Origin of the sequence: Streptomyces sp. NBC_01465 (genome assembly GCF_036227325.1) — a bacterium.
Taxonomy (GTDB): Bacteria; Actinomycetota; Actinomycetes; order Streptomycetales; family Streptomycetaceae; genus Streptomyces.
Genome location: NZ_CP109467.1, coordinates 6442250 through 6454752 on the forward strand (window position 1 = coordinate 6442250; position 12503 = coordinate 6454752).

Genomic DNA, 12503 nt, shown 5'->3' on the forward strand with positions numbered 1-12503 from the left:
ATCATCGAGCTGCGATCGACAGTGAAGTCCGAGTTGGGAGGGCGCGTGGCGATGGAGGCCGGCCCTCGCGACAGAGAGCGCGATACGGATCAGGGCGACCGGAGCACAGCAGGAGTACCGGAGGACGCGGTACGGCTGAGCCCCGACGGACCCGACCCTCTGGAGATGGCCGGAGTGGCCCCCGAGGTCGAGGTCGAGCTGCGCCCGCAGCGGCGCCTGCGGATCTGGCAGCTGGCGCCGATCGTGATGCTCGCCGCCGTCGGCTCGCTGATGTTCGCCTTCCCGCTCGCCTTCGAATTCGGCGACGGCGGCCCGGTCGTGGCCATGCTCGGACTGCTGATCAGCTGCTGCGCCGCCGGCTGGGGCCTGATGGCCGCCCGGCGTGTGGGATACACCCTGCCGGGGCTGCCCGCCAGGGGATCGGGGGAGCGCCCCGACTGGCGGGTGATCGCCCTGTACGCCGTCACCGCGTGCGCCCTGGTCGCGCTGGCCGTGTGGCGGGTCGCCCGGCTCCGCTGAGGATCCGCCCGTGCCGTCGCCGGTGCCGTCGGCATTGTCAGAAGCCTCTCGTACGATGGAGCGCGTGACCACCACTGCGCAGCTCGCCTACCTCAAGGGCCACGGGACCGAGAACGACTTCGTGATCGTCCCCGACCCGGACAACACCGTCGACCTGCCCGCGTCCGCCGTCGCCGCGCTCTGCGACCGACGGGCCGGAATCGGCGGGGACGGGCTGCTCCATGTCGTACGGTCGGCCGCGCACCCCGAGGCGCGCGCGATGGCCGGCGAGGCCGAGTGGTTCATGGACTACCGCAACGGGGACGGCTCCACCGTCGAGATGTGCGGCAACGGCGTGCGGGTCTTCGCCCGCTATCTGCAGCGTGCCGGACTCGTGGAGGACGGCGACATCGCGGTCGCCACCCGCGGCGGCGTGAAGCAGGTGCACCTGGCCAAGGGTGCCGACGGCGACATCACCGTCTCCATGGGGCGCGCGGTGCTCCCCGAGGACGGGGCGACCGTCACCGTCGGCGGCCGCAGCTGGCCCGCGCGCAACGTGAACATGGGCAACCCGCACGCGGTGGCCTTCGTCGAGGACCTCGAGCACGCCGGAGACCTTTACTCCCCGCCCCCCTTCAGCCCGGCCACCGTCTATCCGGCGGGGGCCAATGTCGAGTTCGTCGTCGACCGGGGCGAGCGCCACGTGGCGATGCGGGTGTACGAGCGCGGGGCGGGGGAGACCCGGTCCTGCGGCACGGGCGCCTGCGCGGTCGCGGTGGCCGCGGCCCGCAGGGACGGGGCCGACCCGTCGGTCACCGGTGCCCCGGTGACGTACGCCGTGGATGTGCTCGGCGGCCGGCTCACGATCACCGAGCGGCCGGACGGCGAAATCGAGATGACCGGTCCGGCCGTGATCGTGGCCGAAGGGACGATCGATGCCGACTGGTGGGAAACGGCTCTCGACTGAGTTTCGCTCGAATGGGTGATCAGTTTCACGGTGAGCGAGAGTGGGACTGCAGCCCGTGGTGGGCTCGGTAGCATCAAGCACCGGCCCTCAGGCGTATCCGCAGCCTGACAGTCGCCGGTCGATGGCCGAGACTGCCGGAGGTGCCCCATGAGTGCAGAGGCCACCAATCCTGGTGCCCCCAGCCGCCGCCGAGGCCGCCCCAGGATCGACCTCCGCAGGCTCGGCCGGGCCGCGCTGCTCGGTCCGGTCTCGAGGGACCGGCTGCCGGACGCCATCGGCCATGTCGCCGAGGCCCACCGCGCCCATCATCCCGACGCCGATCTGGCCGTCCTGCGCCGGGCGTACGTACTGGCCGAGTCCTCGCACCGCGGACAGATGCGCAAGAGCGGCGAGCCCTACATCACCCATCCGCTGGCCGTGACGCTGATCCTGGCCGAACTGGGCGCCGAGACCACGACCTTGACCGCATCCCTCCTCCACGACACTGTCGAGGACACCGAGGTGACGCTCGATCAGGTGCGGGAGCAGTTCGGCGAGGAGGTCTGCTTCCTCGTCGACGGCGTCACCAAGCTGGAGAAGGTCGACTACGGCGCCGCCGCCGAGCCGGAGACCTTCCGCAAGATGCTCGTCGCCACCGGCAACGACGTCCGCGTCATGTCGATCAAGCTCGCCGACCGGCTGCACAACATGCGCACTCTCGGCGTCATGCGCCCCGAGAAGCAGGCCCGGATCGCCAAGGTCACCCGTGACGTACTGATCCCGCTCGCCGAACGGCTCGGCGTACAGGCGCTCAAGACCGAGCTGGAGGATCTGGTCTTCGCGATCCTCCACCCCGAGGAGTACGAGCACACCCGCGCCCTCATCGCCGCGGACGCCGCGACCGCCGACCCCCTCGCCGTCATCTCCGAAGAGGTCACAACGGTCCTGAGAGACGCCGGTATCAACGCCGAAGTCCTCATCAGGCCACGCCACTTCGTCTCCGTGCACCGGGTGCGGATCAAACGCGGCGAGCTGCGCCCCACCGACTTCGGACGGCTCCTGGTGCTGGTCGGCGAGGACGCCGACTGCTACGCGGTGCTCGGCGAACTCCACACCTGTTTCACCCCGGTGGTCTCGGAGTTCAAGGACTTCATCGCCACGCCCAAGTTCAACCTGTACCAGTCGCTGCACACAGCGGTCGCCAGCCCCGACGGCTCGGTCGCCGAAGTCCTCATCCGTACGCACCAGATGCACAAGGTCGCCGAGGCGGGAGTCGTCGCGCTCGGCAATCCGTACGCACCTCTGGATCCCGCCGCCTCCGCCGCCTCCGCGGAACCCGCCGAGGACGGCGAGCGCGCCGACCCCACGCGGCCCGGCTGGCTCTCGCGGCTCCTCGACTGGCAGGAGTCGGCACCGGACCCCGACACCTTCTGGACCACGCTCCGCGCCGACCTGGCACAGGACCGGGAGATCACCGTCTTCCGCTCCGACGGCTCCATGCTGGGGCTGCCGGCCGGGTCGAGCTGTGTGGACGCGGCGTACGCGCAGTACGGCGAGGCGGCGCACGCCTGTATCGGGGCGCGGGTCAACGGGCGGCTCGCGACCCTCAGCACGGTGCTCATCGACGGCGACACCGTGCAGCTCCTCCTCGCCCAGGACGCCGCTTCGGGGCCCTCGCCCGACTGGCTCGACCATGCCCGTACGCCCGGCGCGCGGATCGCCATCACCGGCTGGCTGACCGCACACCCGGAAGGGGCCGCGGTGCCCGCCGCGGCCCCGCGCCCGCCCGTCGCGGAAGCGGCGGCCGGTGACGCGGTACGTCCGGCGGGCGCCCACGCCGTCGTCGACCTGCCGAACGCGACCGTACGGCTGGCGGGCTGCTGCACCCCCGTGCCGCCCGACGCGGTCACCGGCTTCGCGGTGCGCGGCGGCGCCGTCACGGTGCACCGCGCGCGATGTGCGGCCGTGGACCGGATGCGCGCGGTGGGCCGGGAGCCCGTCGCGGTGAGCTGGCGGACCACCGGCGAGGTGCGGGTCACGCTGGTCGCCGAGGCCTTCGGCCGCCCCCACCTGCTGGCCGACCTCACCGAGGCCATCGCCGGCGCGGGCGCCGCGGTCGTCTCGGCCACCGTGGAACCGCCGAGCGAGCAGCGGGTACGCCACACGTACACGCTCCAACTCCCGGACTCGGCAGGGCTTCCCGCGCTGATGCGCACCATGCGCGACGTTCCCGGGGTGTACGACGTCAGCCGCGCCCAGCATCCGGCCACCGCCTGAGAACCTCGTTCGAGTGGCGCGGCGCGCGCCGCCACGGCGCGGGCCGCGCGCGCTGATAGCCGTAACGCATGCTGCACATCTCCCGGCCCTCCCGGCGGCTGCGCGCCGGTCTGCTGGCCGCCGCGTCGGCCGCGCTCGTCGCCGCCGCCCTGCCCGCGCCCACGCCCCTCGGCATCGGCGATCCGCTCTACCCCAGCCTCGGCAACCCCGGCTACGACGTCCTCTCGTACGACATCGGACTCACCTACGGCGGCTCCAACAACGAGCCGCTGTCCGCCGTCACCGTCATCGACGCCCGCGCCACCGAAGCGCTGGAGCGCGTCAACCTCGACTTCACGCACGGCACGGTCTCCTCCGTCGAGGTGAACGGCGCCCGCGCCGCCCACGAGACGACCGGTGAGGATCTGGTCGTCACCCCGGCAGCGGCCGTACCCGCCGGCGGCAGGCTGCGCATCACCGTCCACCACACCAGCGACCCGCGCGGCGCACAGGTCGGCGGCTGGGTGCGCACCGGCGACGGGCTGGTCATGGCCAACCAAGCGGACGCCGCGCACCGGGTCTTCCCCTGCAACGACCACCCCTCCGACAAGGCGTACTTCACCTTCCGCGTGACCGCGCCGAAGGGTCTCACCGTGGTCGCGAACGGGCTGGAGGAGGCGCGGAGCCGACACGGCGGCAACGTCACGTCCACGTTCCGGACCGTGCACCCCATGGCGACCGAGCTGGCCCAGGTGTCCATCGGGCACTCCGCCGTACTGCGCCGCACGGGACCGCACGGGCTGCCGGTCCGCGACGTGGTCCCCGCCGCCGACCGCACGAAGATGGAGCGGTGGCTGAAGAAGACCCCCGGCCAGCTCGCGTGGATGGAGTCGAAGGTCGGTCCGTACCCCTTCGAGAACTACGGGGTCCTGATCGCCGACATGAACACCGGCTTCGAGCTGGAGACGCAGACGCTGTCGCTCTTCGAGCGCTCGATGTTCGCCCGGGCCGAGTACCCGGAGTGGTACGTCGAGTCGATCATGGTCCACGAGCTGTCCCACCACTGGTTCGGCGACAGTGTCTCGCCGCGCGCCTGGTCCGACCTGTGGCTCAACGAAGGCCATGCGACCTGGTATGAAGCGCTCTATGCGCAGGAGCAGGCCAAGCAGCCGATGGAGCGGCGCATGCACGACGCCTACACGGACTCGGACGGCTGGCGGGCCGCGGGCGGGCCGCCGGCGGAGCCGCGCCGTGCGGCGCCGGGGCAGCAGATCGGCATCTTCCGGCCGGTCGTGTACGACGGCAGCGCGCTGGTGCTCTACGCGCTGCGCCAGGAGATCGGCACCGGCGCCTTCGAGCAGCTGGAGCGGGCGTGGGTGCGCGACTACCGGGACAAGTCCGCGACCACCGCGGACTTCGCGGCGCTGGCGTCGCGGATCTCCGGGCGCGATCTCTCCGGGTTCTTCCGGGCCTGGCTGTACGCGGAGAAGACGCCGCCGATGCCCGGCCACCCGGACTGGCGGAGCGACCCGGTGAAGGTCTCCCGGGCGGGGTAAAACCCGGGTGACGGTCCCGGTCGCGCCATGCCACTATCGACAGGTCGGCGACGCGGCCGGGAATCTTCCCAGGCCGTCACGCGTTGTGACGGACACCCAAGTATTTTCTTTCGACGTAAGGATCCAATGACCTCCTCTTCTTCCCCTTCCCAGGACGCGCGGGACGCCGAGAGCGGCGAGCACGCGCAGAGCTTCAACGAGAGCCTCCGGGCCGATGCCCTGATGGAAGAGGACGTCGCCTGGAGCCACGAGATCGACGGAGAGCGTGACGGCGATCAGTACGACCGCTCCGAGCGTGCCGCACTGCGCCGTGTCGCGGGCCTCTCCACCGAACTCGAGGACGTCACCGAGGTCGAGTACCGCCAGCTGCGCCTCGAGCGGGTCGTGCTGGTCGGCGTCTGGACCTCCGGAACCGCGCAGGACGCGGAGAACTCCCTCGCGGAGCTCGCCGCGCTCGCCGAGACGGCGGGTGCTCAGGTGCTCGACGGTGTCGTGCAGCGCCGCGACAAGCCCGACCCGGCCACGTACATCGGCTCGGGCAAGGCCCAGGAGCTGCGGGACATCGTGCTCGAATCCGGGGCGGACACCGTCGTGTGCGACGGTGAACTCAGCCCCGGCCAGCTGATCCATCTCGAGGACGTCGTCAAGGTCAAGGTGGTCGACAGGACCGCGCTGATCCTCGACATCTTCGCCCAGCACGCCAAGTCCCGAGAGGGCAAGGCACAGGTCTCGCTGGCGCAGATGCAGTACATGCTGCCCAGGCTCCGGGGCTGGGGTCAGTCGCTGTCGCGCCAGATGGGCGGCGGCGGGTCCAGCGGTGGCGGCGGCATGGCCACCCGTGGTCCCGGTGAGACCAAGATCGAGACGGACCGGCGCCGTATCCGCGAGAAGATGGCGAAGATGCGCCGGGAGATCGCGGAGATGAAGACCGGCCGTGACATCAAGCGCCAGGAGCGCAAGCGCAACAAGGTGCCTTCGGTGGCGATCGCCGGATACACCAACGCCGGAAAGTCCTCGCTGCTCAACCGCCTCACGGGCGCGGGCGTGCTGGTGGAGAACTCACTGTTCGCCACCCTCGACCCGACCGTGCGCCGGGCCGAGACGCCGACCGGCCGGGTCTACACCCTGGCCGACACCGTCGGGTTCGTACGGCATCTGCCGCACCACCTCGTCGAGGCGTTCCGCTCCACCATGGAGGAGGTCGGTGACTCCGATCTGATCCTGCACGTGGTGGACGGCTCGCACCCGGTGCCGGAGGAGCAGCTCGCGGCGGTGCGCGAGGTGATCAGGGACGTCGGCGCGACCGACGTGCCCGAGGTCGTGGTGATCAACAAGGCGGACGCGGCCGATCCGCTCGTACTGCAGCGGCTGCTGCGCACCGAGCGTCACGCCATCGCGGTCTCGGCCCGTACGGGCGCGGGGATCGCGGAACTGCTCGCGATCATCGACGCCGAACTGCCCCGCCCGCAGGTGGAGATCGAGGCACTCGTGCCGTACACGCACGGTGGACTGGTGGCCCGCGCCCACACCGAGGGTGAGGTGATCTCCGAGGAGCACACCCCGGAGGGCACTCTGCTCAAGGCGCGGGTGCACGAGGAACTGGCGTCCGACCTGGCGCAGTACGTGCCGGCGAAGGGCTGACACTTCCGCCGCTCGCGCACAGGCCGAAGGCCCGCACTCCTCTCGAGGGGTGCGGGCCTTCGGCCGTATGGAGCGCGTTCTACTTGTTGGCGAACTTCTTGCTCTGCGCCTCGTAGACCTGCTTGGCCTCCTTGCCGAGGCGCGGACCGGCCAGCCAGCCGGACTCCACCGGGCCGATCGAGGTGTTCGAGACCAGCGCGGGCTGACCGTCCTGGCCCGTGGTGAGCCAGCCACCGCCGGAGGAACCGCCGGTCATCGTGCAGCCGAGGCGGTACATCGTCGGGTCGTTCTGCGCGAGGGAGAGACGGCCCGGCTTGTCGGCGCACCGGAACAGCTTCTGGCCGTCGAAGGGCTTGGCCGCCGGATAGCCGTTCGCCGACATGCTGGCGATCTTGGGTACGGCAGGAGCGTTGAAGTCCACAGAGACAGCCGAACCGGTCGTCTCCTCAAGGGACTTGGTGGATCCCTTCTCGGGGGCCACGTGCAGCACGGCGAAGTCGTACGGAGCGCCCGCGCCTCCGCTCGGGCCGCCGCCCGCGATCCACTGGTCGGAGGTCTGCGCCCCGTCCGCCCAGAAGACGCCGTAGGGAGCGAGCTGCTCCCGGGTCGGCTTCGGCAGCTCCGCGGCCGACTTGCCGCCGTCGTTGTACGACGGCACGAAGATGATGTTGCGGTACCAGCCGCCCTTGGCGCCGGCGTGGACGCAGTGACCGGCAGTCCACACCAGGTTGGACTTGCCGGGATGGGCCGGGTCCTTCACGACGGTGCCCGAGCAGACCGCCTGGCCCTCGGGGGTGTCGAAGATGACCTTGCCGAGCGCCGGAAGGCTCTTGTGGTACGGGGAGTTGAGCTCCTGCGCGGTCACGGGGGCCGGGACCGGGTCGGTGATGCCCTTGTCGCCCGAGATGTCATTGGGGACGGGCTGCTGCGGCTGCTTGTCGGCGCCCTTCATCCGGTCCGGGTCCCACAGACCGTCAATGATCGGGTTGATGAAGTCCTGGGCCTCGCGGAGCCACTTGTCCTTGTCCCAGTTCTTCCACTCGCCGTCCTTCCACTTGTCCAGGTCGAAGCCGTGCTCCTTCAGCCGGTCCTTGATGTCGTCCGGGATCTGGATGCCGTCGGACGAGGAGGAGGCCGTCGAACCGCTGGGCTTGTCACCGGCGTTGTCGTCGCCCGGGCCGCACGCGGTCGCGGCAAGAGCCAGTACGGCAGTCAGCCCGACTGCTGCCAAGGCTGGGCGTATCGGTCGCATGTTGTGTTCCCCCTGGGACTTCGAATGTCTGAACTGCGGCACCACGGTGCCGAATTGCGGGCTCCACTATGCCGTGCTGCTGGGGACGGCGTGCAGCAGGGTCGTGGTTCCGTGGCCGCAAGGATCTTCCGACGTACCCGTGATCCCACGGCACGTGCGTCGTTGGTACGTACGGGGGGTTCCGGGCTGCGTTCAGCACCGGAGTGCGACGGGTGTACGACAGGACCGTTACAGCGGGAGGACCGAAAGCCGTGGCCGTGACCGAGGGGATCGCGCACGAGGGAATCCTGCGGCGCCAGTCGCTGCGCGAGTCGGCGGCTCGCACCTATGCGAGGTCGCTGCCCATCGTGCCCGTACGGGCACGCGGGCTGACGATCGAAGGTGCGGACGGACGGCGGTATCTCGACTGCCTCTCCGGGGCCGGGACCCTCGCGCTGGGTCACAACCATCCCGCGGTCCTCGAAGCGGTCAAGAAGGTCATCGACTCGGGCGCCCCGTTGCACGTCCTGGACCTGGCCACACCCGTCAAGGACGCCTTCACCACCGAGTTGTTCGCCACTCTGCCGCCCGGGCTTGCCGACAACGCGCGGGTGCAGTTCTGCGGACCGGCCGGCACGGACGCGGTCGAGGCCGCGCTCAAGCTGGTCCGTACGGCGACCGGGCGCAGCGGACTGCTCGCCTTCACCGGCGCCTACCACGGCATGACCGAGGGCGCGCTGGCCGCATCCGGTGGTGCGCCGGACGTACGGGTGACACGGCTGCCGTACCCCCAGGAGTACCGCTGCCCGTTCGGCGTCGGCGGTGAGCGCGGCGCCGAACTCTCGTCCCGCTGGACCCAGACCCTCCTCGACGACCCCAAGAGCGGGGTGGCCGCACCGGCCGGGATGATCCTCGAACCGGTGCAGGGCGAGGGCGGAGTGATCCCCGCCCCCGACGACTGGCTGCGGCGGATGCGCCGGATCACCGCGGACCGCTCGATTCCGCTCATCGCCGACGAAGTACAGACCGGGGTGGGGCGCACCGGTGCTTTCTGGGCGGTCGAGCACAGCGGGATCGTCCCCGACGTGATGGTCCTCTCCAAGGCCATCGGCGGCTCCCTGCCCCTCGCTGTCGTCGTCTACCGCTCGGAGCTGGACGCCTGGGAGCCCGGTGCGCACGCCGGTACCTTCCGCGGCAACCAGCTTGCCATGGCGGCGGGCGCGGCCACCCTGCGCCACGTCCGCGAGAACCGTCTCGCCGAGCGCGCCGCCACCCTGGGCGCTCGGATGCTCGGCCGGCTCCAGGGGCTGGCCGCAGACCACCCACGCATCGGTGACGTCCGCGGCAAGGGCCTCATGATCGGCGTCGAACTCGTCGCCCCGGAAGCGGAGGACCTGACCGCCGCCGGCCCGCCCCCGGCCGACCCCGCCCTCGCCGCCGCGGTGCAGCGGGAGTGCCTCGACCGCGGCCTCATCGTCGAACTCGGCGGCCGCCACAGCAGTGTTGTACGGCTGCTCCCTCCCCTCACCATCACCGACGAACAGGCCGAGGCCGTACTGGACCGTCTCGCCGACGCCCTGAGCGCCGCCGAACGCACGCACCGCCCCCGCGAGACCGGGCCCTCTCACTGACCCCGGACCACCCCACAAGGAAGCCCTCCGTGAACCCCACCCCCGCACCCGATGCGCCCGAGGCCGACAGCCGCCCCACCGCCCACGGTCCGCGATCGGTCGATCCGGCGGCGGTACCGCGCCAGAAGACGGGGTCCCAGCTGCCGGTCGGCCTCCCCGGGGATCTTCTCGACGACCCGGACCCGCACGCGGCGGCAGAAGCGGCGGCCGTCGAGAACCTGCTGCGCTGCTGGGTACGGGAGAACAACCTGGCCCGCCCGGACGGCCCCACCCTGCGCATCCCGCTCCACGCCAGTGGCAGCGCCTTCCTCATTCCCGTCCGCTACTGGTCGGCCACCGGATGGCACCGCTTCGGCAGGCCCGCTCTGGAAGGAGGCCCGCAGGGGGCCCCGGCCGCCGACGCCGTCACCGTCGCAGCCCTGCTCGGCCGCGAGGCCGGCCAGGCGGAGAGCTCCGACCTGGTGGGCAGGGTCGCCGATTCGGTACGCCGCACTGCCTCCTTCATCACCGACCGGCGTGCCGCCCCCGCCCCCGTTGCCGAGTCCGACCTCTTTCTCACCGCCGAACAGTCGCTCCTCCTCGGCCACCCCCTGCACCCCACTCCGAAAAGCAGGGAAGGCCTCTCGGAGGCCGAAACCCGCCTCTACTCACCCGAGTTGCACGGCTCCTTCCCGCTGCACTGGATGGCGGTCGACCGGTCGGCACTGGCGCACGACTCCGCCTGGACCGAGCGCGGCCGCACCGTCCCGGCCGACCAACTGGCAGCCCGCCTCGCCGGAGACCTCCCACTCCCCGCCGGCACCGTGCCCCTGCCCCTTCACCCCTGGCAGGCCCGGGACCTGGCCCACCGCCCCGCCGTGGCCGCCCTCCTGGAAGCGGGACTGCTCCACGACCTCGGACCGCACGGCGACCACTGGCATCCCACCTCCTCGGTCCGAACCGTCCACCGCCCCGGCGCCCCGGCCATGCTCAAGCTCTCGCTGGGCCTGCGCATCACCAACTCCCGCCGGGAGAACCTCCGCAAGGAACTCCACCGGGGCGTCGAGGTACAACGCCTTCTGCGCGGCGGACTCGCCGAGGAGTGGCAGTCCGCCCACCCGGGCTTCGACATCGTCCGCGACCCGGCCTGGCTCGCCGTCGACACCCCGGACGGAGAACCGCTCCCCGGCCTTGACGTCGTGCTGCGCCACAACCCGTTCGGCCCCGGCGACGACGCCGTCTGCATCGCAGGACTCACCGGACCCCGCCCCTGGCCCGGCCGGAGCGGAATGCACTCCCGCCTCGCCGACATCGTGACCGGGCTGGCCACCCGCACCGGACGGCCCACCGACGCCGTCGCCGCGGAGTGGTTCCTGCGCTACCTCGACCATGTCGTTCGCCCCGTGCTCTGGCTCGACGGGACCGCCGGCATCGCCCTCGAAGCCCACCAGCAGAACACCCTGGTCATCCTCGACCCGGAAGGCTGGCCCGTCGGCGGCCGCTACCGCGACAACCAGGGCTACTACTTCCGGGAATCCCACCGGGACTCCCTCGAACAACGCCTCCCCTCCATCGGCACCGACAGCGACACGTTCGTCCCCGACGCCGTCACCGACGAACGCTTCGCCTACTACCTCGGCATCAACAACGTCCTGGGTCTGATCGGCGCCTTCGGTGCCCAGGACCTCGCCGACGAACGCCTGCTCCTCGCCGCCTTCCGCCAGTTCCTCACCAAAGCCACCGCCCTGGGCTCCCCCCTGCCCGCACTCCTCCTCGACACCCCAGTACTCCGCACCAAGGCCAATCTGCTGACCCGGCTGCACGGACTCGACGAACTCGTCGGGCCCGTCGACACCCAGTCCGTCTACGTCGCCCTCACCAACCCCCTTCACTCCACCGGGACATGACCCCACCCGACATCAGCACGTGAAATGAGGAACGTCGCCGTGCCTCCCACCGATGCGAGCACCGACACAGGAACCAGCCCCCACCCAGGGGGCCCCGAGGACACCCTGGATCTCCGGCTTCCCGAAGAGCTGCTCTCGCTCCTGCGCGACACGGACCCGGCGACCGCACACCGGACCGCCCCGTCCGTGCCGCCCGAGGACGACCTGCTCGACAACCCTCTGGCGTGGGGCCCCGCGACCACCGCCGCAGGGGTCTTCCGTCTGGCTCCCGTGTCGATCGACCGTGACCTCTCGCTCATCAGCCGGTGGATGAACGACCCCGCCGTCGCCGCCTTCTGGGAACTGCCGGGCCCCGAGTCCGTCACCGCCGCACATCTGCGCTCCCAGCTCGACGGCGACGGACGCAGCTCCCCCTGCCTGGGCGTACTGGACGGCACACCGATGAGCTACTGGGAGATCTACCGCGCGGACCTCGATCCACTCGCCCGGCACTACCCCGCCCGCCCCCACGACACCGGCCTCCACCTCCTCATCGGCGGCGTCGCCGACCGCGCCCACGGTCTCGGCACCACCCTCCTGCGCGCCGTCTCCGACCTCGTCCTCGACCACCGACCGCACTGCGCACGCGTCATCGCCGAACCCGACCTGCGCAACACCCCCTCCGTCGCCGCCTTCCTCAGCGCCGGCTTCCGCTTCTCGGCGGAGGTCGACCTCCCCGACAAACGGGCAGCCCTGATGGTCCGCGACCGGGCCTTCCGCAATCTGATGTGACCCGCTCCGTGTGCCCTCTCATGTGCCCCCCTTGATGTGAACGACCGCTGCCTTGGATACACCGCTCGTCCCGAATCGGTTCCACCC

At 71.2% G+C, this 12503-nt stretch carries 9 protein-coding genes; 8 read left to right on the top strand and 1 reads right to left on the bottom strand.

The window, feature by feature from the left end; translation table 11 throughout:
- Positions 1–51 precede the first annotated feature (51 nt).
- The 5 genes from OG707_RS30400 to hflX all read left to right on the top strand — a co-directional run bounded on the left by OG707_RS30400 (position 52) and on the right by hflX (position 6897).
- Positions 52–519: a hypothetical protein gene (locus tag OG707_RS30400; protein WP_329128059.1), complete on the top strand. Its 468-nt coding sequence runs from the start codon at positions 52–54 to the stop codon at positions 517–519.
- 55 nt (positions 520–574) lie between these two features.
- The gene (dapF, locus tag OG707_RS30405; RefSeq protein WP_329123918.1) at positions 575–1465 is read left to right on the top strand and encodes a diaminopimelate epimerase; all 891 of its coding nucleotides are present in this window, start codon (positions 575–577) and stop codon (positions 1463–1465) included.
- A gap of 147 nt (positions 1466–1612) precedes the next feature.
- Positions 1613–3721 carry a RelA/SpoT family protein gene (locus tag OG707_RS30410; RefSeq protein WP_329123920.1) on the top strand — a complete coding sequence of 703 codons (2109 nt, stop codon included), beginning with the start codon at positions 1613–1615 and terminating at the stop codon, positions 3719–3721.
- 68 nt (positions 3722–3789) lie between these two features.
- On the top strand, positions 3790–5256 hold the full coding sequence (locus tag OG707_RS30415) for a M1 family metallopeptidase (protein ID WP_443071421.1): 1467 nt from the start codon (positions 3790–3792) through the stop codon (positions 5254–5256).
- Positions 5257–5382: 126 nt separating this feature from the next.
- Entirely contained in the window at positions 5383–6897 is a 1515-nt protein-coding gene (gene hflX, locus OG707_RS30420; RefSeq protein ID WP_329123922.1) for a GTPase HflX, read from the top strand.
- 79 nt (positions 6898–6976) lie between these two features.
- On the opposite strand, the gene OG707_RS30425 is transcribed toward hflX, so the two are convergent.
- Entirely contained in the window at positions 6977–8149 is a 1173-nt protein-coding gene (locus OG707_RS30425; RefSeq protein ID WP_329123924.1) for a trypsin-like serine peptidase, read from the bottom strand.
- Between the two features lie 251 nt (positions 8150–8400).
- Here OG707_RS30425 and OG707_RS30430 point away from each other — a divergent pair, with 251 nt between their 5' ends.
- From OG707_RS30430 to OG707_RS30440, 3 genes are read left to right on the top strand one after another with little or no spacing between them, the layout of a single operon-like run.
- Complete coding sequence (locus tag OG707_RS30430) at positions 8401–9759, top strand: diaminobutyrate--2-oxoglutarate transaminase family protein (protein WP_329123926.1); 1359 nt, start codon at positions 8401–8403, stop codon at positions 9757–9759.
- Between the two features lie 29 nt (positions 9760–9788).
- Positions 9789–11645 (top strand): IucA/IucC family protein, encoded by a 1857-nt coding sequence (locus OG707_RS30435; protein WP_329123928.1) that lies wholly within the window; start codon positions 9789–9791, stop codon positions 11643–11645.
- Between the two features lie 39 nt (positions 11646–11684).
- Complete coding sequence (locus OG707_RS30440; protein ID WP_329123930.1) at positions 11685–12416, top strand: GNAT family N-acetyltransferase; 732 nt, start codon at positions 11685–11687, stop codon at positions 12414–12416.
- Positions 12417–12503: the final 87 nt, after the last annotated feature.

What these genes read in the sequence shown, in the direction of transcription:
- hflX (WP_329123922.1), top strand. Translation starts at nt 5,383, where the DNA reads ATGACCTCCTCTTCTTCCCCTTCCCAGGACGCGCGGGACGCCGAGAGC.
- dapF (WP_329123918.1), top strand. Translation starts at nt 575, where the DNA reads ATGGAGCGCGTGACCACCACTGCGCAGCTCGCCTACCTCAAGGGCCAC.
- OG707_RS30415 (WP_443071421.1), top strand. Translation starts at nt 3,790, where the DNA reads ATGCTGCACATCTCCCGGCCCTCCCGGCGGCTGCGCGCCGGTCTGCTG.
- OG707_RS30410 (WP_329123920.1), top strand. Translation starts at nt 1,613, where the DNA reads ATGAGTGCAGAGGCCACCAATCCTGGTGCCCCCAGCCGCCGCCGAGGC.
- OG707_RS30400 (WP_329128059.1), top strand. Translation starts at nt 52, where the DNA reads ATGGAGGCCGGCCCTCGCGACAGAGAGCGCGATACGGATCAGGGCGAC.
- OG707_RS30425 (WP_329123924.1), bottom strand. Translation starts at nt 8,149, where the DNA reads ATGCGACCGATACGCCCAGCCTTGGCAGCAGTCGGGCTGACTGCCGTA.